Annotated in this window: 18 protein-coding genes and 1 pseudogene; 8 read left to right on the top strand and 11 right to left on the bottom strand. The window is 45.6% G+C overall.

What is annotated here, in order from left to right; translation table 11 throughout:
• The first annotated feature begins 2 nt into the window (after positions 1-2).
• The 3 genes and pseudogenes from IPJ71_00665 (at position 3) to rodA (ending at position 3,601) form a co-directional block, all read left to right on the top strand.
• On the top strand, positions 3-548 hold the full coding sequence (locus IPJ71_00665; protein MBK7842197.1) for a hypothetical protein: 546 nt from the start codon (positions 3-5) through the stop codon (positions 546-548).
• Positions 538-2,427: pseudogene (gene mrdA, locus IPJ71_00660) on the top strand (penicillin-binding protein 2). The gene IPJ71_00665 and the pseudogene mrdA overlap by 11 nt, the downstream one beginning before the upstream one ends.
• A 52-nt stretch (positions 2,428-2,479) precedes the next feature.
• Positions 2,480-3,601, top strand: a complete 1,122-nt coding sequence (rodA, locus tag IPJ71_00655; GenBank protein ID MBK7842196.1) for a rod shape-determining protein RodA — start codon at positions 2,480-2,482, stop codon at positions 3,599-3,601.
• Between the two features lie 20 nt (positions 3,602-3,621).
• Here the strand turns inward: rodA and trxA are convergent, their stop codons facing one another.
• Positions 3,622-3,942: a thioredoxin gene (gene trxA / locus IPJ71_00650; protein MBK7842195.1), complete on the bottom strand. Its 321-nt coding sequence runs from the start codon at positions 3,940-3,942 to the stop codon at positions 3,622-3,624.
• A 36-nt stretch (positions 3,943-3,978) separates the two neighbouring features.
• On the opposite strand from trxA, the gene IPJ71_00645 reads away from it, so the two are divergent.
• Positions 3,979-6,078 (top strand): response regulator, encoded by a 2,100-nt coding sequence (locus IPJ71_00645; GenBank protein MBK7842194.1) that lies wholly within the window; start codon positions 3,979-3,981, stop codon positions 6,076-6,078.
• A 23-nt stretch (positions 6,079-6,101) separates the two neighbouring features.
• Here the strand turns inward: IPJ71_00645 and IPJ71_00640 are convergent, their stop codons facing one another.
• Positions 6,102-6,923 (bottom strand): response regulator, encoded by an 822-nt coding sequence (locus tag IPJ71_00640; GenBank protein ID MBK7842193.1) that lies wholly within the window; start codon positions 6,921-6,923, stop codon positions 6,102-6,104.
• Between the two features lie 210 nt (positions 6,924-7,133).
• Here IPJ71_00640 and kdsA point away from each other — a divergent pair, with 210 nt between their 5' ends.
• Positions 7,134-8,030 carry a 3-deoxy-8-phosphooctulonate synthase gene (gene kdsA, locus IPJ71_00635; protein MBK7842192.1) on the top strand — a complete coding sequence of 299 codons (897 nt, stop codon included), beginning with the start codon at positions 7,134-7,136 and terminating at the stop codon, positions 8,028-8,030.
• 68 nt (positions 8,031-8,098) lie between these two features.
• Positions 8,099-9,211: an LptF/LptG family permease gene (locus IPJ71_00630; GenBank protein MBK7842191.1), complete on the top strand. Its 1,113-nt coding sequence runs from the start codon at positions 8,099-8,101 to the stop codon at positions 9,209-9,211.
• 31 nt (positions 9,212-9,242) lie between these two features.
• Here the strand turns inward: IPJ71_00630 and IPJ71_00625 are convergent, their stop codons facing one another.
• The 3 genes from IPJ71_00625 to IPJ71_00615 form a co-directional block, all read right to left on the bottom strand.
• Complete coding sequence (locus tag IPJ71_00625) at positions 9,243-10,127, bottom strand: DNA-processing protein DprA (GenBank protein ID MBK7842190.1); 885 nt, start codon at positions 10,125-10,127, stop codon at positions 9,243-9,245.
• Between the two features lie 99 nt (positions 10,128-10,226).
• On the bottom strand, positions 10,227-11,984 hold the full coding sequence (locus tag IPJ71_00620) for a LysM peptidoglycan-binding domain-containing protein (protein MBK7842189.1): 1,758 nt from the start codon (positions 11,982-11,984) through the stop codon (positions 10,227-10,229).
• A 35-nt stretch (positions 11,985-12,019) separates the two neighbouring features.
• On the bottom strand, positions 12,020-12,679 hold the full coding sequence (locus IPJ71_00615; protein ID MBK7842188.1) for a tetratricopeptide repeat protein: 660 nt from the start codon (positions 12,677-12,679) through the stop codon (positions 12,020-12,022).
• A gap of 698 nt (positions 12,680-13,377) precedes the next feature.
• On the opposite strand from IPJ71_00615, the gene IPJ71_00610 reads away from it, so the two are divergent.
• Positions 13,378-14,079, top strand: a complete 702-nt coding sequence (locus tag IPJ71_00610) for a ComEC/Rec2 family competence protein (protein MBK7842187.1) — start codon at positions 13,378-13,380, stop codon at positions 14,077-14,079.
• A 750-nt stretch (positions 14,080-14,829) separates the two neighbouring features.
• On the opposite strand, the gene ald is transcribed toward IPJ71_00610, so the two are convergent.
• The 5 genes from ald to IPJ71_00585 all read right to left on the bottom strand — a co-directional run bounded on the left by ald (position 14,830) and on the right by IPJ71_00585 (position 20,150).
• The gene (ald, locus tag IPJ71_00605) at positions 14,830-15,936 is read right to left on the bottom strand and encodes an alanine dehydrogenase (protein ID MBK7842186.1); all 1,107 of its coding nucleotides are present in this window, start codon (positions 15,934-15,936) and stop codon (positions 14,830-14,832) included.
• Positions 15,937-16,159: 223 nt separating this feature from the next.
• Positions 16,160-17,068: a UDP-3-O-acyl-N-acetylglucosamine deacetylase gene (locus IPJ71_00600; GenBank protein ID MBK7842185.1), complete on the bottom strand. Its 909-nt coding sequence runs from the start codon at positions 17,066-17,068 to the stop codon at positions 16,160-16,162.
• Positions 17,069-17,223: 155 nt separating this feature from the next.
• A complete protein-coding gene (locus IPJ71_00595) occupies positions 17,224-17,475 on the bottom strand; it encodes a hypothetical protein (protein MBK7842184.1) in 252 nt (83 codons plus the stop codon).
• A gap of 85 nt (positions 17,476-17,560) precedes the next feature.
• Entirely contained in the window at positions 17,561-18,673 is a 1,113-nt protein-coding gene (locus IPJ71_00590; protein ID MBK7842183.1) for a hypothetical protein, read from the bottom strand.
• Positions 18,674-19,094: 421 nt separating this feature from the next.
• A complete protein-coding gene (locus tag IPJ71_00585) occupies positions 19,095-20,150 on the bottom strand; it encodes a hypothetical protein (GenBank protein MBK7842182.1) in 1,056 nt (351 codons plus the stop codon).
• A 299-nt stretch (positions 20,151-20,449) separates the two neighbouring features.
• Between IPJ71_00585 and IPJ71_00580 the strand changes: the two genes are divergently transcribed.
• Positions 20,450-20,737 (top strand): hypothetical protein, encoded by a 288-nt coding sequence (locus IPJ71_00580; GenBank protein MBK7842181.1) that lies wholly within the window; start codon positions 20,450-20,452, stop codon positions 20,735-20,737.
• Here the strand turns inward: IPJ71_00580 and IPJ71_00575 are convergent, their stop codons facing one another.
• Positions 20,738-22,039, bottom strand: a complete 1,302-nt coding sequence (locus IPJ71_00575; GenBank protein ID MBK7842180.1) for a hypothetical protein — start codon at positions 22,037-22,039, stop codon at positions 20,738-20,740.
• Positions 22,040-22,124 lie beyond the last annotated feature (85 nt).

Raw genomic sequence — 22,124 nt, 5'->3', positions numbered from 1 at the left:
TCATGAAAGAAATCGGTCTCTTCGTCGGCAATTATCTGGCCTTTCTTGCTGCAACCATTTTTCTCTCAGGAGTGGAGTGTTCTTTGTGGCTGCAGGTTTTTGGTGACTCACCTGGGCCCAATTTATGGATTCCCGTTTTAGTCTTTTGGAGTCTCTATAGAAAAACTGAGGAGGGAATGGCCATGGTCTATCTCCTCAGTTTGTTTCTTTCTGCGCTTACCGCTCTCCAAGGCCCCCTATTACTCCTATGTAACATGACTCTTTTTGCAGGCCTATTGGCCATACGCAATCGAATTTACACTTCCGGAACGGTCTATTTCATGCTTCTCTGCGGAGGGGCGAGTTTTAGTTTCTTCCTGATTAGTTTTGTCTATTCTTGGACTTTTGAATCAAATCCGCTCTCCCATCCTGCTTGGTTTGATTGGATTTTGGAACCACTCTTGACGATGCTGGCTGCTCTCCCTCTCGTTAGATTTTTTTACTGGCTTGATCGACTCACTCATAAGGAGCTTCCTGCAAAAATGGAAGCTATCGGCCATGAGCAGTAAATTTGTTGCAAATGAGGAAGAGGAAGCCAAGGCATTCGCCCCCCGCTATCGACACATCTATATCCTCATCATAGCTTCCGGTCTGACTATCTTTGTTCGTCTCTGGTATTTGCAAATTATTATGGGTACCGAATTGAGAGACTTCTCCGAAAAAAACCTCATTAAGGAGACTAAAATTCCGGCTCCAAGAGGTCTCTTGCTCGATCGAGAGGGACGCGTTTTGGTCGACAACCTGCCGGGATTTGAGGCAACCATTTCTCCCCAGTACGCAACCAACCTCGAAGAGACCGCCCGAGTTGTAGGACCAATATTGGGAATGATGCCAACCAATATCATTGCCTTGGTCAAGCGAAGTCGGGCCAAAAATGGTCCCTTTCGTCCGGTCAGAATCAAAGAAAACCTCAGCATTGAGGACGTCTTCCGCCTGAAACTTCTTCGCCTCGATCATCCCGGCTTAAATATCAACGAAACGATCAAATGATCAGGGCGACATGATAGGAAAGAGTGGAATTGAAGAAGTTTGGGAAAGATATATTCGCGGTCTCGATGGTATTTCGATCGTGGAGGTTGATGCTCGAGGACGCCGCGCAGAGACGGAGAGTCCGAGAACACTCGGCTTTAAACCTCAAGACGAAATTCCCGGGAACAATCTCATATTGACCATTGATCGTGACATTCAGGACGCTGCCTTTAAAGCAATGAATCGCGAGGATCATATCGGAAGCCGAATTGGAAGCCTCGTCGCTCTAAAATCCAATGGCGAAGTCCTTGCTTGGGTGAATACACCTCTTACGATCCCAATAGTTTCTCCACAGGAATTTCTCCCGAACTGTGGGGCAAGCTGGTCAATGATCCCTTTAGACCTCTCCGCAACAAGGTCATTCAGGACCATTATTCACCTGGCTCAACTTTTAAACCATTTGTCGCCTTGGCAGCAATCCAAGAAAAAATAATCACCCCAACGACAGTGATAAATGCCCCGGGATCTATCCGCTTTGGACGCAGGGTCTATCATGACCATCAGAAGGGAGGCCATGGGAACGTGGTTCTTTCAGAAGCGATAGAAAGGTCTTCAAATGTCTTTTTCTACAAAATGGGTATTTCCTTAGGAATTGATAAAATGGCACTGTACGCAAAACTGCTGGGACTTGGACAATTGACGGGAATCGGACTTTCAAATGAAGTCCCAGGACTGATGCCATCTCGGGAATGGAAACTTAAAAACCTCGGAGAAGAGTGGCAGCCAGGTGAAAATCTAAGCAATGCGATCGGCCAAGGCTATGTCCTGACAAATGCTCTTCAGATGGCCATGGCCTATTCCGCAATTGGCCAAGAAGGTCCGCTTTACAAACCTTTCGTCGTCAAAAAGATCATTAACCAAGATAACGAGTTGATTGCTGATTTCGAGCCGGAACTCGTACGCGATGCCAGCATCCCCAATGAAGATGGGGTTGCTATAGATAAGAGTACATTTCAAGCGGTAAAAAAAGGGCTCTGGAGGGTGGCAAATGGTGAGCGTGGCACAGCGAGGTGGTGGAAAATTCCAGGAGTTGAGATGGCCGGAAAAACTGGCACAGTCCAAATGCGGTCCTATTCAGCTGAACAAATCTATGACAAGTGTGAGCTAAGACCCTTTAATCAACGCCATCACGGGTGGTTTGTGGGCTTTGCCCCGGCAGACAAGCCAGAGATAACAGTGGCCATACTCGCCGAACATGCCTGTCATGGTTCTACTGGGGGAGCACCCATAGTGAGAGATGTGATCCTCGCCTACATGAAAAAATATCATCCTGAGAGAATCAAAGAAGCGGAGAATAAGGGCATGAAATCAAATACCAAACCTCCGTCACAAGTGGACACAGAGGATATAATCGAATAAGTAGCCGCGAATCGAACCAAGTAGTCAGATCCTTTAGGGAGGCAACCGAGAAATGAAAACAGCTCTGCAAGTCGAAGAAAGGACATTTTTTCGTCGCTTGGATATTAGTTTTCTCATCGTTATTTTAGGTCTTAATTTCATTGGCCTGATTAATCTTTATAGCGCAACGCACGGAGTGAATGACATTGGAACCAACCGCCTCTTTATCAATCAGATTATTTGGCTGCTGGGAGGGTGGGCGATCCTCTTTGTAGCGACTCTTATTGACTATCAAATTTTCAGCCGTATTGCTTTCGCCCTTTATGGCATCAATGTTCTCAGTCTCGTCGTTGTTGCTTTTTTTGGCCGCACAGCACTTGGCGCTCAGCGATGGATTAATCTTGGTTTTTTTCACTACCAACCTTCTGAGACAATGAAACTTGTCCTGATTATTGTGCTCGCAAAATATTTTTCAACGAAAAGTCAGAGTGACGGCCTGAAGTTTAAGGATTTAATAATCCCTGCGTTCCTCCTTCTCATCCCGTTTGTCCTAACCGTGAGACAGCCAGACTTGGGCACTGCACTTCTGTTGGTTGCAGTTTTTTCTACCATGGTCGCCTTTGTTCGGGTGAGCCGAACCATTCTCATCGTAGGCCTTGTGACGGCCACAATTGCGGCACCCGTCATTTGGAATTTCGGACTCAAAGAATATCAAAAGAACCGCATCCTCACTTTCCTCTATCCAGGACGAGATCCACGTGGTGCCGGATACAACAGCATTCAATCAAAGATAGCCGTTGGCAGTGGAAAAGTCCTCGGCAAGGGATTTCGCAAAGGGACTCAGTCACAGTTGGAATTTTTGCCTGAACGGCACACCGATTTTATTTTTTCTGTTCTGAGCGAAGAACACGGATTCATCGGGAGCATGCTGACTCTCGGTCTCTTTATTGTACTCCTGCTCATGGCGGTGAGAATCGCGAGCCAGGCAAAAGATAAATTTGGGGCCCTCATTGTCGTGGGAGTGGTTTCATACGTTTTCTGGCATGTATTCATCAATATTGGGATGGTGATTGGCATTCTCCCGATCGTTGGAATCCCCTTGCCCCTCCTGTCTTATGGAGGAACGGGGACTCTCTCGATTATGACTGGACTTGGCCTTATTTCTTCGGTCGCCTTCCGCCGCTATTTGTTTTAGAAACGACCCCGGCTGGTCACTCACATATGCTGAGAAACTATTTTTACAATCTCATCCTTGGGAAGATTGCCAACAACCTGCCCCACTTGCTTGCCACCCTTAAAAATAATCATCGTTGGAATACCGCGAACTCCATAGCGAACAGGCATAGTCGGATTTTCATCAACGTTCATTTTTAATACTTTGAGCTTAGCCCCCAACTCATTAGATATTTCTTCCAATTTTGGAGCCAAGGCCCGGCAAGGACCACACCACTCAGCCCAAAAATCAACGAGCACTGGAACGCTTGAATTTAATACTTCACTATCAAAGTCACTGTCCGTTACACCTTTAGTCCCCATATATCCTCCTCAGCAAACCGAAATATTTGTAGCGAAATGACACACTTCCGACACGAAAAGACACTCGCATCCCAACCGACACAATATGAAATACAAACTTATAAAGTCAAGAAGGGACGAAACCAAAGAGTTTGGAATATTAATCCATCATTCCTCAGCTCAATTCTGCATCCGACCGATAAGCCACTGATGTTAAAGCAAGATATTAAGATTCTTATCGTTGAAGACGACCAGATATTTGGTCGATCAATCGAAGAGGCATTCAAACGAGCCGGATACCCCTGCCGATTGACTTCTTCTGTCGAGGAAGCTGAATCTGCCTTTAAAATCAATGAATATCCAGTTGTCATTTTGGACTGTATGCTTCCTCGAATGAATGGAGTGCAGTTAGCTGAATCATTTCGTGAAAGTGCCGGGGAAAGCTTCAAGATCCTTTTGATCAGTGGGATTTTTAAGGATCGAAGCTTCATAAATGATGCAATACGAAAGACAAAGGCATTGGGATTTTTTTCAAAGCCCTTTGACTCAATAACGCTAGTTGATGCAGTTGAAGCGGCCTTTGGAGATCTTGTGGAACAGGAGAGGGACCGTCTTTTTCTCCTCATGACCAAGGAGTCTCATTCCCTCAAGGAACGCCTTGAGGCTCTGGAAGAAACGGAATGCATTCATGGCTTTGATCTCCCTTTTGTCTATTCGCTTTTAATCGGGACAACAGTGAGTGGAGATCTCAATATCATTACTGCCGATGGGGGAGCCTCTTCTGTCACTTTCTCTGAAGGAAAAATCACCCAAGTAAATATCCAGGATAGAACCTCCTATTTTGGAGTCTTATTGGTTGAACACGGGTTCGCCTCGAATGAGGAGGTCACAACTGGCCTGAGCGGAACAAGCGACAAGCCAATAGGAGAGAGACTCGTTGAAGCCAATGCCTTAAGCCCCCATGCCATTTCCCTTATTCGACGCGAACAATCTGCCATTCGCCTCAGCAAAACGATTCAAGATACATCAGTCCAAGTCAGCTTTCATGAACACCCCGTTAATGGCAGTCCCGAAGCAATTGATTCGTCGGCTCTGACGACTCTCTTGAATGATTGGGTCATCTCAAAACTAACCGTCAACTGGTTACGGGCTTTTTACACTCCTTGGCTAGAATACTCCGTTAGGTTTGGCGCTGAAAAGAGTCGATATGAAATATTAAAGGGACAATCGCTATTGAACCTTGTTCCAGGCCTGTTAAAGATGGTTGATAATTCCAAAACTCTTCAGGAAATTTTAAATCTCTTTTCGGGTCAAGAGCACAAAGCTCTTCGAGCACTGCACTTTCTCTTTTTAGAGAGAATTCTGGTTTTCGATACCAGACCTATTAATTCTATCGACTATGATGGCAAGGAAAAGCGACTCACCCATATGATCAATGAAGGCAAGGCACAAAATCATTTTGAGATCCTTGGGATTAGCCAAAAGGCGAAAGATCGGGAAATTAACAGAGCTTATCTAGACTTGGCCAAAGTGCTTCACCCTGACAAGCTCGAACAGTCCGTACCTCAACGCATTAAAGATCTCCAAACAAAAGTCTTTGCCAGAATTGCCGAGGCTTATGATGTACTGCGAGAATCAAGCCGCCGCGAACGATATCTCAATGAACTATCGACGGGCGATGCACATGGCTTGCTTCGGGACGAGTCACAATTTGAGGAAGCCGTGAGACTTTTGCATCGCGGAACCTATCAAAAGGCTCTCGAAATTCTTCAACAAATCAGTCAGACGCGAAAAAATCGGACTGACTTTTTGATTTATCTGTTATGGGCAAAGATCAAAAATGGTCCTGGCGAGACAGGAAAGGAAAGGCAAATCGATGAAGTTGGATACCAGCTCAATCATATCCCTCCCGATGAACGGCACACGGCAGTTTACATGTTCGTCAAGGGTCTTTACCTAAAGATGACTGGAAAGTTTGACAAAGCTTACACCTACTTTAATCACGCTCTCACCATGGACCCGTCTCTCACCCCGGCAAAACGAGAACTGGTGGGATTGGAAGCGGTTCTGAGACGAAACAACAGCTCCGGCGACCTAACCAGCATCGTGGGAATGTTTTTTAATAACAAGGGAAAGGCCGGAAGGGGAAAGTCCTAGTTAGGACTTAATGACCAAATGCCTCATTTGGATTTCTTTCTCAAAGAAAATAAGGATGAAACGAAGCTCCGACGCTCCTCTTCCAGTTCGGTCAAGATCACCTGGTTTTCGGTGCGACGGATTTCTCGACTGGCCTGAGTCACTTTGTCACGAGAGAAACCATGGTGTTTTGAATCAGGTAATTCGCTGAGGTACTTCTTGAATCGCGCCTCCCTCACCTCCAAAGAAAGATTGATTGGAGAGGGAGACCCAAGGACAGCGTCAATATTCTCCGGCGCACCAGGCTCTTTGCTGAGCCCACCAACGACCTCAAAGCGGGGTCGATCGTTAGTCTCGGGGGCCGAATCCTTCTCATGCGATGGCCTCGACTGAACAACAGACTTATCCAAGAAAAAAGAATCTCCTTTGATAATGGCCAAATCCCCTTCTTCATCAGGCTGGAGATTCGCCCGCATCTTAACGTACTTATCCATTAAAATATGGGATTCAATTCCTCCGACGCTCGAAATCAATTCCAAAAGCCTTTGCACGTTGACCGGGCTTTCAACGGCTCCATCCACATTAAGGAGATCAGCGACCTCAATCCCTCGATCCATGCCGGAAGGTATCAACAAAATAACTTTCGGGAACCCTTGGCGACGCCTGAGTCCTTCTGCTATTTCAATTCCATTTACTCGGCGGCCATCAGCGGTCGCAATGATGATCTGTGGATTGAAACCGAGATGTTTTGTGGTGAATGCTCGCTGAGACTGGGCAGTATCAACATCAAAACCCAACTTTTTCAGCAGGATCTGCAGGTATACCATTTCCCCATAATCATCAATTACCAATAGCACGCGCATCATATTCGTTATTATCGAGCACGAAGAAGCAAGTGGTCAACAAGAAGACCTTTGACAGAAAATAGCATCTGGTTCTTTGACAGAATTGACACTCAATATTAAATCTTTAGTCTATCATATGAATACTGGAGAGTAGACTTCGTTTGGCGCCGTGCTGAGCAAAGGACTACCAAAGCAGGTCAATATGGAATTTTCGAAAGGACACCCATGGAAATGAAGAAAATCGAAACAATCAGTTTGCCAGCTCGTGAATTTCGCGTCCCTAGTCCACGCGGACCTGATATTGCTGTTGGTAAGGGGCACGGGTTAGCTCTCATTGCTGGGCCCTGTGTGATTGATAGCAAGGAACTCATCAACGAAACGGCTCGTGCCCTAGCCGAAATCAGCCAAAGGCTGGGAGTCGGACTGATTTTTAAGAGCAGTTTTGAAAAAGACAATCGAGGGAGTGAAAAAAACTGGAGAGGACCAATGGCTACGGATGGTCTAAAGATTTTAGCCAACGTCCGCAAGGAATTTGGCTTACCCGTTCTTACCGACATTCATCGCACGGAAGACGTCGCTATGGTTGCCGAGCACGTCGATGTTCTTCAGATTCCAGCCTACATGTGCCAGCAGACCTCTCTGGTCATCGCTTGCGGAGAAACTGGCAAACCTATTAATGTTAAGAAGGGACAGTTTCTTGCACCCGAAAACATGAATGGGGCTGTTTCGAAGATTCGTTCAACCGGAAATAAAAATGTTCTCCTTACAGAAAGGGGAGCCTGTTTCGGATATAATCGCCTGGTCGCCGACATGAGGTCCATTCCCGTCATGCAAGAGCTGGGAGCACCCGTTTGTTTCGACGCGACCCATGTTATTAGACTTTATGGAATTTCAAGTGCTGACCCCGCCGGAGGTGAGCCGCGCTTCGTGCCTCATCTGGTTCTCGGCGCCGTCGCAGCTGGAAGTGACGCTCTTTTTATAGAAACCCACCCTCGTCCTATGGAAGCCAAATGCGATGCAGCCTCTCAATTAAATCTCAAACACTTTGAAAATTTGGTCCAAATGGCTTTGAAAGTTCGCAAAGCAATTGGATCTCCTGAAAAAGTCGGTATGATCGAACCTGTCTAGGCAAATTTGATAGTGAGAGAAGGGGGTTGGTCGAGCCTCTCCTCTGACAAAATTGATAAGGATGTCTCTTGTTAGGCTTTTTTCGAGCCCGTTTGGCCGTTCTGTATATTTTGGTAGAAATGGTGCCAGGCCTCATCTTGGGCGCTGTCGTTTTCATTTTTATTCTGCTCATGTTCCAAACGCTGCGCCTAACTGAATTTGTCCTTGTTCACGGCGTCAGACTCTATGACGTCTTACAGATGATGTTTTTTCTTTGCATCAGCTTCCTGCCCATTATTCTTCCAATGAGTCTCCTCTTTGCTGTCCTTCTCACCTATAGCCGCATGAGCGGAGACTCTGAAATCGTCGCGATGAAGAGTCTCGGATTGAATTTAAAACACCTCAGTATCCCAGCGATAGTACTAGGAATGCTCACAGCCTCTATTTCGGCAGAAACGGCGTTCTATTTGGCCCCTTGGGGCAATCGCCAATTTGAGCTGATGATAACAGATTTGAGTCGACTCAAGGCCAGTGCGACTATCCGAGAGGGAGTTTTTTCTGAAGGCTTCTTTGATATGGTGATTTACGCGAGTCAGGTCAACTCGAAAGAGGGCCGCCTTAATAAGGTGTTCATATTTGATGAGCGCGACTCCGCTTCGCCCCTCACAATTATTGCAAGAGAGGGTCAGATTCTTCAGAGCCAACAGAAAGATGGAAATGCGGCGTTGCTCCGTTTGATTGATGGAGACATTCATCGAACAAATGATGCTGCCTATACTAAAATCCACTTCAAATCCTACGATATCAATCTGTTTGATCCGGCAACTGTTGAAGAAAAGAAAAAATCCCTGCTTTCCTATTCCTTAAGGGACATTCGCTCTGAACTCGGCGAAACAACACTGAATCAAGAACAGAGGCGCAAGCTTGAAATTGAATTTCATCGACGATCTGCCCTCTCTGCCGCCTGCTTAATTTTCGCCTTGCTCGGCATGGGGTTTGGCATTTCAACAAATCGACGATCAGCACAGGGTGGTAGTTTTGCCATTTGTCTTGGAGTCATTGTGAGCTATTGGATTGTTTATATTTCTTTGGAGAACATGGCGAAGAACAGTACTTTACCTGTCCCCTCTGTCATTTGGCTGACAAACTTGATTTTTCTTGGGCTTAGCTTTTGGACTTTGCGACGAGCGGCCAAGAGCTAAAAAACGAGAATTAACTGTTTCATCGGTCGGGTTACAAGCGCCTTACGTACAACCGACAAAGTGCCTCCAAATCCAAGTGATCTCGCAATGGAAAAGCTCCATCGTAAAGCAAATCAAGTCCGCCCAATGAATTGGAGTGAAGTGGATGCTGCGGCAAGATAGCTACAGCTCTCCCCATTTCCATCGCCGCACGTGCCGTAATCATGGTTCCACTTCGGCGTCGACCATCAATAGCCAGAACCAATCCCGAAAGACTCGCAATGAGCTGGTTTCTCAAATAAAAAAATTGTTTGCGCATCCCTTGAAGTGGTGCAAATGGACTTACGACAGCCCCTCCTCCCTCAACAATTGCGCCGAGCCACTTTTTGATTTCCTGAGGATACGGGTTCAAAAGACCGCTTGGCAAAAAGCAAACCGTTGCCATCTGTAATCTTAGGCAAATGGCGTGTGCGGCCTGATCTGTTCCGCGAGCTCCTCCGCTCAGAAGTAAGATGGGATATTGGTTGAGAACCTTCGGCAAATGTATTTCCATCCAACGCTTTGATTGAGGGGTGATCTCACGACTTCCAACAACCGCAAAGTGACCACCGTCCTGCCAACCAGATTGACCAAGCCAAGTCATTGCTAAAGGAGGAAGACTCAAATCGTAAAACATCCGAGGATAGCCAGCTTCACCAAAAAGCAACAATTGAAGTTGTAGTGACTGAGCCCTGCTCACAAAGGACGCCAGTTGCTCATACCAAAAAGGCTGAGCCACAAAAAATTCTTGCTGCAACAGGGACCAAATCTCAAGCCTTCCCCAGTCGACTGGGGCCACATCTTTGAGTTTTTCTCGCAAGCCGACGAACTCAATAGGAAGAATTGGAAAATTTGACCAAACTAAAAAAGCGAGAGCCCACCTGTCGATACTGTACATCCATTAAAGAAACTGCAATATCGTCCCAACGACGGCAGGGCCGTCAGACGCGATGGCTACTTTTTCGTCCGAACCTCGCTCTGAATCGGAGAGCCTGCCTTATTTCTTCTTGTCTTTGGAATCCGATTCCGTCAAGGCCTCCGCTGACAAATCCTCCGGAGTCGTTCCCGGGCTCTTTGTCTCGCCCCCCGGACCGCTGATAGTTTTGCCCCTGCCTGTGAAATCTCCTGCAAAAATCTCCTCATATATTCTCAATATAACCGCTGTAGAAAAATGAGGGGTTAAATGAGCAATTTTCAACCAGCCGCTGGGACGGGTGTTCTCATCAACTATCGATTTCTGAAATCGAAGCAAACGATTTGTCCTAATAGGCAGAATATCTCCTACCTTTAGACCGTCCTTGGATCCACGATTTAGGTAGGCAACGGACTGAGGATAGAATGTCTGGCGCTTCGAGCTGGCCATACCACCAACTATCTGGGCAACGATAGAACTTCGTCGACCAACTGATAACAAATTGACTCTTTCAATTACTCCTTTGAGCAGTGTTGATCCAACCTCGATCGGATTGACGGCCTTGATCACAAGAGCACGAAACAATTCTGTTTTAAATGAAAATTCTTTGCTTTGAACGTTTTCAACCAAAGCAATTTCTCCCTGAACCTCGACTCCATGACCATAAAAGGAAAGCTTTTCCACAAACTCATTCGGCCTTTCTAAAGGCCCCATATTTCGGATAATCAGGAGCTTATCTCCCACACGAGCTTGACCTCTTTTCACTTGCACGTAAATATGCTGAAAACTCACCGCAGAAAGTCCACCAGATTCAACTTCTTTGACTTCTCCCAAGGATTCTGGAACTTCTTCAACCAGATAGTTGATCAATTCAAGACTTGTGATCAGGTTCAGGTCATTTCGCCTTCCGAAACTGATTCCAAGCGAATCGTACACCCCAAGAACATTGTCATTTTGCCAATCGGGCAAACTCGGAGGAAACTTCCTTATCACTGGACGGCTGACTTTTTCTGGAGGTGGAATATCAAGATCGTTATCGCTTGCCTTTGGAGTAACTCGAGCAGGAAGCACTGGTTTAATCAAATCCCTCTCGTCATTTTCGGAATTTTCTGGCGATGCATCGGCTTTGTCTCCCTCAGCCGCTTTGCCTGGATCTTCCGCCGGCTCCGTCGATTCGTCGGCGTCCTTGCTTCCCTCGGTCACATTAAATGCAGGAGCTTGCGAATCATCGCCCGGTACAAATCGAATTTTCCGACCGGGCTCAATCAGATGAGGATTGGAAATAGAACTGTTGATCGACCACACTTTTGGCCAAAAATATCCATCGCTAAACAAGGTCTTTGAAATTTCCCATAGATTGTCTCCCTTCTGAATGGGGTAAATTTCACTCTCCCGGTTCCCAACGATGACCTTCCACTGCTCGGGCGAGGTCGCCTCACTATTATAATTAATAAAAATATCATAGAGACGAGCCTCATAAGCCAGATCTGGATCATCAAATGTTCCTCCAGAGTCTTGCTGGCCCTCACTTGAATTTCTTAACTCCGAATCTGAAATATCTTCCGCAGGAGGCAAATCATCTGCAGCTGACGAACTCTCATCTGATTCATTGTTTTCGCCAGGAGAGAACTCATTTCCATCGGAGGGTTCCAGTTCCATTTCATTTTCGTCCGAAAATCCACTCTCAGCTACCACTGGTCCAGACGAAACCCTTATCCGAGGCTCTTTCTTTGCAGAAAAATCCGAATGACTGACCCTGGCGTGGGCTTTGCCAAATGGAAATCCCTGCAAAAAAATTGCGGCTGAAATAAGAAAATGGGAGCCACGTCGCAACAAAACCATTTAGAACTTCCTTGTTCTAGTCTATTTACAATCATTCAATGACTGGCCGAACTCAAAAGCTTCAATTCGATGACAGAGCGTTGGGACTCAGGGCTACCAGGATATTCCCTAATCACCTGGTTCAAAACAGTTTGACTCTGATCAACCAAATTTAGCTTTTTATATAGAATTGCCTTTGCAAAAAGGGCTGAAACCCTCTTGTTACCTGCTGGAAAATCTTGAATAACTGATTCAAATTTTCTAAGCGCTGGGACAAAAGAATTATTTTGCATATCCAATAGAGCCATAAAATATATTGAATTATCCACATGTAAACTCGAAGGAAATTTTCTTCGTATCAACTCAGCTGACGCAGATAATGCAGCCTTGTCCTTGCTGCGAAATGACTCAATGACTTTGGCATAAAGATCATCTTCCCCCAATTTCTCATATTGCTCAATGAGACGACCTTTCTTCCGGTCCAGAAGTGATTCATTGTTCAAAACGCCATCCGCAGTCTTCTGTTTCTTTTGAGACGCCATTTCATTCAAAATAAGGTTCTCGTTCCTGAAAACCTTGTTCGGCGTTGGGCTCACAATTTGAGTGGATTTTTTGTCTTCGATAAGACCCGCAGGTCTTTGTGAGAAGGCTGAAGCAATATGCCCTCCGTATGCACTCAGTGCCAAAACCACGACCACTGTAAATCTTGAGCACATCAAGGCCCCCTACCGAATATCAACACCCCTTCAAGCCTAGCGGATGTCTACCCATTTGCAAAGGTATTCCCCTCGGGGGCTTACTCCAAACTGGCCTACACCACAAATGAGAGCTCGCTGTCACCCGTTTACTTTTCAACAGACCTCTATCGATCCAAAGATCATAAAATGAAGGGATCTTTTGCCGAATGGAAATCGTCCAATTTCGTGTTTATATATTGAGTTTTCGTTAATTTTTCGTCAATTTCTGTCGATACGCCGACTTATCCACAAGGTATGTGAATTTCTCGGGCCTCACGACCTTGGACTTGTGTTCTGATCTGCATTTCAGCGAATTGATTAAAAAAAAGGCACATTTAACTACCTGGAATTAAAGCGTTTTTTTTAAATATATAGCAGTTATATAATTTTTCTTACAATCCGAGTAACAGGCGAGAGACGGACATGAAATATCCGCAGGAGAACCTGTTCTGTACTACATTTGGTATCCATTTTGCCAACGAACACTACACATGGCCTTACTTCCCCTTATTCTTCTTTTCATCCCACTTTTCCGTGAATTTGACATGATTGGCCATTTAACAAAGGCTTCTCAAACCTCACATTTGATGTGCTTAAGCAGAATCCCAGCTTCACAATACACAAATCTCTACCAAGCACTATGTTGCGGCGCATCTATTCCTCAGAACTCACCAATAATGCTGCTTTTTCGACATCTGGGACTGGTTCATCTCTTGGTTGTATCCGGACTTCATTTGGTCTTGATTGAAAAAGCGATGGTGATTGCACTCAGTTGGGCGGGCCCATTCTCTAAAAAATCCTATCTCTTTCTGTTGCCCTTTCTTTTCATTTGCAGATTTCAACCGCCAGTCGTCCGCGCCTTCCTGCAAGTTTGTGTCGGAAAATTTAATACTGGTTTTCATTTATTTTGGAATCGCTCCCTTCTGACTTTGGTATCTGGAGCAATAAGCCTCGTTCTGTTCCCTCAGTGGCTCATATCCCTATCTTTCCAGTTGAGTTTTGGAGCTTCCCTTATGGCCTGTCTTCCCGTTTCAAATTGGAAAAAGGCGATCGCATTTTATATTGGGCTGTATCCGTTCTTGGCCACTCTGGGAGCCGCACACCCTTTCAGTCTACTTGTTGACATCATCCTCACCCTGCTGACCGCAGTGCCCCTTCTTGCGATTTCATGGACCATTTGTTTTTTCCCATCCCTTGAAAGTCTCCTTAGCAGACTTACATCTGTTATTCTCTCAATTCTCGATCAAGTGGCTCAATTGATACCCCTCCCTCTTCAGCCCGTTCGTATTGAGCTCAATCATTGGTCATGGGCTTGGCTGCTATTTCTTTTTGGAGTCTGCTTTGCGTGGGAAATCGTTCGCTTGCGTCGCTCGGTTTAGTCCTACTGGTTCTTTTCGCGCCCGTAGTAATCCAAAACGAAAGTTTTCCAAGATGGATTCTATGGAACATCGGACAGGGGCAGTTTCTGACCTTCTCTGATCCTCAAACCTGCTGGCACTTTGATATGGGTGGTGACAAGGCCCCTTGGACTGAAATCACAAGAGAATGCCAAGGCAAATCGAATCGCCTCTCCCTCTCCCATTGGGACTGGGATCACATTTCAATGGTCAGCAAAGGGAAACATATTTTCACTCAATTTTGCGTCGATCGGGAACCATTGGGCCCCCCTCCTTCTCCGAACAAGGCAGACATACTTAAAGGTGCAAAGCCCTGTTTGGAAATTCCATCCTCCATAATCGAAATATCATGGAGAGGTTCAAAGCAAAAAACTAGCAATGAACTCAGCCGCGTGTATTATGGCACTCAAAACAAGATTCTCATCCCAGGAGATTCTCCCTCGAACCAAGAACGTTTTTGGGCAATTCAAAATCAACATAAGATATCACAAACCAAAGTTCTCGTTCTCGGTCACCATGGAAGTAAAACAAGTACGTCCGCACTTCTACTGAACTACCTCCCGCAATTGAAAATGGGCCTTGTCAGCGCCAGAAAAAACCGCTACGGACACCCCCATCCAAAAATAGTGCAACGATGCCGCCAAAAAGGAATCCCCATTATTCAGACGGAATTCTGGGGACACCTCGTTATTCCAGCGACCCTCACCCCCCCGCATTCGGCAGCACTTCCAACTAAAAACGAAATGGACGGTATTCCATTCCAAGATCCCTGGCTACGGGTTCGTAGGAAACGTAGCCTCCATAGACATTCAGGCCTTTAAAAAGAGCTGGATCTTTGGAAATGGCTTCTTCGACCCCCATCCGGGCCAACATAGAGGCGTAACGAAAGGTGGCATTTGTAAGTGCGTAAGTTGATGTTCTCGCTACGACACCTGGCATATTTGGGACACAATAATGAATCACTCCGTCAACTTCATAAGTCGGATGAGTGTGAGATGTCGGGCGACAGGTTTCAATACATCCACCCTGATCAACGGCCACATCGACAACAACGCTCCCGCGGGACATTGTCGCAATCATTTCCTTGGTGACAAGTTTTGGAGCTTTGCTACCTGTTACTAAAATCCCGCCAATTAAGAGATCACTTTGACAAGTGCTGTTCTCAATGTTTTGGGAATTTGAATGAAGGGTCTGAACACGCCCTTTAAAGATATCATCAAGATACTCAAGCCGCTTGTGATTCACATCCAGAACAGTCACTTCGGCGCCCAATCCAACCGCCATTTTGGCTGCGTTTGTTCCGACCACTCCCCCCCCGATAATCGTGACTTTCCCAGCATGAGTACCAGTCACTCCACCCAGCAAAATACCCTTGCCTCCATGATCCTTCTGCAAATAAAAGGCTCCAATCTGCGTCGCCATTCGGCCCGCAACTTCACTCATTGGAGTCAATAAGGGAAGATTTCCGAAGGAGTCCTGAATGGTTTCGTAAGCTACTGCCTTCACCCTTTTTTCGACTAAGACTTTTGTTAATTTTGGCTCCGCTGCCAGGTGCAGGTAAGTGTAGAGAATCTGATCGGGACGTAACAAGTCATATTCATCTGGAAGTGGCTCTTTTACTTTCACAACCATATCAGATTTACTGTAGATTTCCTTTATTGACCCAACGATCTTAGCTCCCGCCTTTTCGTATTGCTCGTTCGTAATCAAACTACCCAGTCCGGCATTGTTTTCAACAAGGAGAGTGTGCCCCTCTTGAACGAGCTGACGAACACCGGCCTCCGTCATACCCACTCTGTTTTCACTGATCTTAATTTCTTTTGGAATACCAACAATCATCGTCTTCTCCTTAATTCTCAGGTTTCTACAATGTTAAATAAAAAGACAACAAACCGCTAAACTCTTGCTGAAATCCGCCCAATCCCTCTCCCCACCATTTCATTTATGAGAAAAAACGGCACTCCGTCAAGAGAATGGGGCAGGCAAAGAACAGGTTTGAGTTTTGATTGCTCACCAAGACACGAAGATTCGGGAGTTTAAATAAGAGACCAAGAAAAAAATCTCACGAAAATGCCCACAAACGGCGGCCCACCATGATGTCTTCAGGAAGATCAGCCCCCAATTCAATATGACGATAATGGTCCGGAGAATCTATGATGGTCCTCACCAGACGATTCATTACGTCATGTCCCGCTCTGTAAAGTACCAAATGACCCATGAGCGGCATTCCTAAAGTCACCAGATCTCCCAAAGCATCAAGAATCTTGTGGCGCACAAACTCATCAGGAAATCGAAGCCCTTCAGGATTAATAATATCATGTGCATCGAGGACGACAGCATTCTCAAGGCTTCCCCCAAGAGCGAGACCCCGCTCCCGCATGGCCTCCACATCCTTTAAAAAACCGAAAGTTCGGGCTCTGGCAATCTCACGAGCAAAGGAGTGCTCATTGATGTCCAAATCTAAAGTCTGACGACCAATCTTAGGATGGGGAAACTCAATCGTACAAGTGACGCGAAGTCCATTGTAAGGAACAACATAGGCATGTTTCTCATCGTCTCCATAGTAAATCGCTTGATTGATATAGGCGTACTTTCTCGGCTGCTGCTGCTCCACCACTCCCGATTCCAGCAAAGCATCTAGAAAAATGCTCGCACTTCCGTCCCCAATGGGGATCTCTGTCCCGCTCAACTCAATAAAAAGATTATCGATACGAAACGCCGCTAGGGCGGACAAACAATGCTCAACTGTAGAAACAGAAAAGGCATGACCACCGAGAGTTGTCGCCATTGTCGTTGCCTGCACATATTTCGCTTGCGTCGAAATCGCGGGACTTCCGGGAAGATCCCTTCTGACAAAATAAATTCCGGTCCCTTCTGGAGCCGGACAAAAGGTCAAGAGTGCGGGTTTTCCCGTATGAAGGCCAATTCCCCTCACTTCCACTCGCTTGCGAATTGTTCGTTGTAAAAACATATTAAATCAGAAGCCCTTCAAGAAAAGTGCCACCGGGACCTCCGATGGGGCAGCAATAGCCTATTGGATTTACACATCTTTTTGTTCTTCCCAATGCGGATAACACAATGCTACGCATTGCGTGTGATTTTTAAGCAACACTCTTGTGGAGGGAATCACTCACTGAGAAACACCAGAGACGTGTGAACTGGCCCACTTGATTGTTGTTCCAAACTCCAAGGGCGCCTGGCTGAACCAAATCTCAGGAGTCCAGGATCTTCAAACATGCGTCCGGCAGCAGCGCTCACGTTGTGAGCACTGCACCAAGCCGAACTCGATCCTGAACCCCTGAGATCTGCTTCAGCCAGCTCCCTGTGTGTCTTTGGACACAACAGAATCACCCAAGGCCTGCGGGCCAGCCGCAGCATTAAATTTGAGATCGTCTTTTGGGATCTTTCGTTGTGCGCCAGGTTTTACCTTTTACCGATGAGGCGATTGATCAGAGCAGTGATTTCAATCCCCAGGAAGAACGGATTGCATCTCTCTTATTCGCCGACGAAAAGAAGCGACGGGATGCTCTGGAGACGCAATCCCGCCTATCACTTCGAAATTGCCATCATATCTAGCCAGAACCGTTGAAACATATTCATCTCCTGTGGCAATATCAAAAATTGCAAACAGTCTTTTCAATTCCTCTTCCAATGCCGAAACGTCGTTTCTGAAAGTTTGAATAGATGGGCCAAATTCTTTTTGAGTGTACCTTAAAAGGAGTTCCATTCCCTTCCTATCTACTTCATCGCGTTCAGGCGGACTTTTCTCGTCATGGCGTAATAAGGGAATCAAATGAATAAATAAGGTTGATCCAATCCAATCACCCACACGATAGTCCCAATTAAGCTTTATTTTTAATGGTCTTCTGAAAGGTCTTCCCATCTCGGGCCCCAGGTGAAAATCACCGACCCTGAAGAAAGAAGTATTAAGTGGCCTCTCGGCTTGGGATTCTTCACTCATCAACTCCACTGGAATCAATCCCGACAAATTGTCCTTATCGCGAGCTATAAGTTGAAATAACAGAGCAATCACGGCTTCTCTATTTTGGGGGTGAATTAAAAGTGGATAAACATCTCCCGATTTCCCAGGCAGGTAAATTCTCAAAAAGTCAGAAAAAGCAATCGCAGCCTTTAATCGGGCCGAGAACGGCCTTAACTGGGACTCGGTCAAAAGTATTTCTAATGCATGATGGGCCACATCATGTGTGAGCTGTGGATCTTCGAAGGGCGAGGATCGTCTGAAATGAAACATCCGCACATACTGTTCAGCATAAGTCATGACCTCATCTGGATTTGAAGTTGGTGGAATTTCTATTCCAGAGACCCAGTTGATAGGAATCGGTTCAAAACCCTTTTGCTTCAAAAGACCATTTAAAGCCAAAATCCTTTCATTGAACAAGCCCGCGTTTGGCACACGCATAACCGAATCAGAGACCAACACAAATCCTAAATAGCGCGCTAACTTTGGCCCCAAAGCTGAAATGATCCAAGGTGGGATCACTTTCCGGTGCAAAGAAAGTTGGTCCAATACCGGATCTCCAAGAAGAATCCCACTTCCGGAGTAAATAGTAGCCATTACTCCCCTGCCCAGTATAACGGAAACCTGTCACTGAGACGGTCCGATGCCTCGGAAAATTATGAAAATCAACCCGCACAGGCGGGAGGCGAAAAAAGGGATCATTGGACCTAATGGGTTCAGTCAAAAAAGCCGCTAAAGAATTGGCGTCCCCAATGATCTCTCGACAAGGGCTGCCAACAGCTAAGGGAGCCGAAATCATCAAAAACAAAGATAAACAAAGATAAACAAAGAAAAACTGCCAAAAAATTCACAAAGCTAGTTACTCCAATTGAAAGACCACACTCTCTAAAGCCATTCAACCTAACGCCACCTACGTAAATCTGAAAGCGCAGAAGAACTAAAGCCGGAAGCATCCTCTGTAATGCAGCCCAATCACCGCCCTAACTATGGCGTGATTGGTAGTCGGCGTAATTGAACTTCAAAGACCATTAAAAAATCTACCAAAAAAACTAATGCAGCTTCTCCGGAGTTTTCCTGGTTCTGGTGCGTGCGCTTGGGTCGTAAGCTCTCCCAACATTCTCTCAATGGCCGGCCGTTTAGCTAGTTCTGTGCTTATAAATGCGCCCATAATTAATCGACTTCTGGAAACACCAATCCGATTTACCTCATCTAATAAGCTGAGAATGCGGGAGCCATTCCACCTTTGGATAACCTCTGCAGCAAATTCCGCTTTCAAGATTAGGGCCGGGTTTTGCCTAATCTTACTCAATAGGCCATAAATTGCCATGCGCTCTCGTGGTTCCACTCCATATTCTTCCATTATCTCACCAATCTCTATTATAGCCTGATCAAATTTGGTGAAGGCATTATCAGTTCGAACCATCTGGTGGCCAAGAAAATTTCTGGGAAAGAAAGTCGAGTGTAAGAACTCGGGCCAGAGTAGTAAAACGGAACCATCCGAAAAAACTGACTTGTGATCAATAACGGCATTTTTAAAGCGCATGTTATTTTTCAGATCTTCCCCTCGCCCCTCCAGGGAAAAATAGTACCAAAGCAGATCCGGCAGTACCCAGGATTCTTCCTTGATCATCGAGTGAATGGAAGTGAATTTTCTGAGAAGCGGTACCTCAGGGCCCAGGGAGCTAAGAAAGTAATTTGCAGCCTTCATCAAATCCAGTTCCCAGTTCTGTATCTGGTTAATGATTGCGATTCTTTCGTCTTTCATGGCTTCATCGAATAGTAAGCGTAAAAAGTCACTTGCTGGCATGCGTTCGCCAAAATTCCAGGCTGAAACAGCATTCTGAGAGGGTAATGTGAAGACGCCTTTGGCGATGGCCCGTTCGAGAACGACCGTTTTAAGGTTAACAATGGTGTTATTTGTCACACTGGGTTCAAATATCTGAAAGTAGTCAGTTAAATTCAAAAGGGGTCGGTAAGTTTGCTGATTCAGTGGGTGTTCAGCAGCATAGGTCACCTGTCCAAGACTTATTATCATCAATGGCCATCGCCATAGGATGGGTAAGAGTTTATTCACAGATTCAACCTCACTTCGTTGTAAATTTGTAATAGAAGTAGAACTTATGACCAGCCAGGAGTTTTGCTACCACTTACTTTGTTAATAAAGTCGGTACAAGTAGGTTGAGTGTTGATTGAAAAATTTCCGGTGGTGGCGGCCTTTCAAGCCTTAGATATGAAGATCTTCAAATTTTGATATTTATGGAATTTAAAACGCCTACCCTAGAGCTTTGTCGCGGTCGAAGATGTGACAGAAATCTCCCGAGACCACTCGCTTTCTTCTTTGTGTATCAATCCCCTTAGATTTAAAATGAGAGTGTGGAAAACAATCCGATACCGCCCAGGCGACCTTTCATACTGGCCTTTTTTGTGCTCGGCTACCTGTCATATGGTTGCGCTACATCCAAGACCAGCGGACTTGAAGACTATGATGAGAACAACAAAGCCCATGGTGCCGCTTTCTTGGTCGATGCAATGCATATTCGCCGCCCAATGCCAGATCGCGGGGACTGGACGCCTTTGCAATTTTATTATAAGCACTGCACAGAGCTTGGCCAAGGGTCCTACTACTCAAAAACTTCATACACTTGCAGCGATCCCTACTAGCTAATTTTGTGAGGACTCATTCAATACGTAGATGTATCTATATCCCAACCTTCTAAGTCGAGCGGCGTCCCGATTTGACGTAGCTGTTGGCTTTAATACAAACACTGCATCCTGAGTGTGAAATCCTACCCCTTCTTTCACCGAACCAGGATTCAACCGATCGAAAAGACCAAGGTACTCAGACCTAACTACCTGATTTTCAGAAGTCAATGGAACAGGCAATCCTAGGAATGGATTATCCGCCTTTGGCCGTAATCCTTGTGAAGCATAATTAACATCAAACATATGATTATGAACGATGACTTTAAGTTTTCTGTTCGCTTCTTCTGTTATTAACCCATTGCGATCCAGCAAAGTTGCAAGTGGCTTTGGAAAGGTCATTTTAAATCGAGCAAGTTGATTTTCAATACCAGTTAAGTCAATCGCTTGCTCATTTTGACTGGTTGGTAAAAGTCCGATTTCGATTATTGCTTCAGAGGAGTTCCATAATTTATGTGTTCTCGGGTCGGTTATAGCAAAACCGTCAATTCTCGCCCAAGGCAAAGATTTTAACAAAAAGGACAGAAGTTCGGATGTTTCCTTTAAACCAAGGCCTGTTTTACCCTGGATTTCCCTATACGCCATATCATCCAAAGGCCTTGCCATATCCTCTGGCGAAGTCAATTTGAAGACGGCTAAAATAGATTCACGAGGGTTTCCGTTAAACCAGAACTCCGCGGAACTTGCACGACGCAGACCGCTCGCTCGATAAATAACAACGTGATCATAAATATCATTCTTGGCATTGTACCTGACAATATCTTGCAAACTTTGCACTCTGCCATATTCGATTTCGCCATCAAGTGGCACGCTTTCCATAAATTCTGAATTATTTATCAGGTACGCATATATTAATCTTTCTGAAGTGACGCCATGATTTTTCCGCTCTCCGGAGTCAGCATCAATTCCGAAATTCCAAATTGTGGAAGTGTCGTCTCGGTCTGTCCCAGAATCTAAAGTTTGTGAAAGGCGGTCCGTATGAAAGGACCTCAGAACAAAGCGAGGTTCTTCATAGCCAATTTTGCTAAGGACCCCCGCCAATACGGAATGGAGAGTTTCCCAAGACGAAACAGTCACCAAAGGCACCGAAGGCCTTTCTGCTGTCACATCTTGTGTGGGTTTTTCTCTAGCAAGAGATTTAAGGCACCCCGCTGCCTGTCGAGGACCTGCGTACACGTCTCGGGAATTTAATGCGAGTAAAAAAAGGCACAAAGCTATAAATTTTACTCCTAAGCTTAAACACGAAATCTGTAAGCCAATCACAGACATCCTCCAAAATGACTTGTATTTCAAATACATCCAAGCCTTCTAAGCAATACCTATGCCGCTCAATGCCTACTGGAATTCT

This window comes from Bdellovibrionales bacterium (assembly GCA_016714165.1).
Classification (GTDB): Bacteria; Bdellovibrionota; Bdellovibrionia; order Bdellovibrionales; family UBA1609; genus JADJVA01.
This window is presented reverse-complemented; position numbering and strand designations above follow the sequence as displayed.

Bases quoted from the DNA above. Each gene is read 5' to 3' on its own strand.
- IPJ71_00645 (MBK7842194.1), top strand. From the start codon at position 3,979: ATGACACACTTCCGACACGAAAAGACACTCGCATCCCAACCGACACAA.
- IPJ71_00610 (MBK7842187.1), top strand. From the start codon at position 13,378: ATGCTGCTTTTTCGACATCTGGGACTGGTTCATCTCTTGGTTGTATCC.
- kdsA (MBK7842192.1), top strand. From the start codon at position 7,134: ATGAAGAAAATCGAAACAATCAGTTTGCCAGCTCGTGAATTTCGCGTC.
- ald (MBK7842186.1), bottom strand. From the start codon at position 15,936: ATGATTGTTGGTATTCCAAAAGAAATTAAGATCAGTGAAAACAGAGTG.
- IPJ71_00600 (MBK7842185.1), bottom strand. From the start codon at position 17,068: ATGTTTTTACAACGAACAATTCGCAAGCGAGTGGAAGTGAGGGGAATT.
- IPJ71_00665 (MBK7842197.1), top strand. From the start codon at position 3: ATGAAAGAAATCGGTCTCTTCGTCGGCAATTATCTGGCCTTTCTTGCT.
- IPJ71_00620 (MBK7842189.1), bottom strand. From the start codon at position 11,984: ATGGTTTTGTTGCGACGTGGCTCCCATTTTCTTATTTCAGCCGCAATT.
- rodA (MBK7842196.1), top strand. From the start codon at position 2,480: ATGAAAACAGCTCTGCAAGTCGAAGAAAGGACATTTTTTCGTCGCTTG.
- IPJ71_00640 (MBK7842193.1), bottom strand. From the start codon at position 6,923: ATGATGCGCGTGCTATTGGTAATTGATGATTATGGGGAAATGGTATAC.
- IPJ71_00590 (MBK7842183.1), bottom strand. From the start codon at position 18,673: ATGGCTACTATTTACTCCGGAAGTGGGATTCTTCTTGGAGATCCGGTA.
- IPJ71_00595 (MBK7842184.1), bottom strand. From the start codon at position 17,475: ATGCTGCGGCTGGCCCGCAGGCCTTGGGTGATTCTGTTGTGTCCAAAG.
- IPJ71_00625 (MBK7842190.1), bottom strand. From the start codon at position 10,127: ATGTACAGTATCGACAGGTGGGCTCTCGCTTTTTTAGTTTGGTCAAAT.
- IPJ71_00615 (MBK7842188.1), bottom strand. From the start codon at position 12,679: ATGTGCTCAAGATTTACAGTGGTCGTGGTTTTGGCACTGAGTGCATAC.
- trxA (MBK7842195.1), bottom strand. From the start codon at position 3,942: ATGGGGACTAAAGGTGTAACGGACAGTGACTTTGATAGTGAAGTATTA.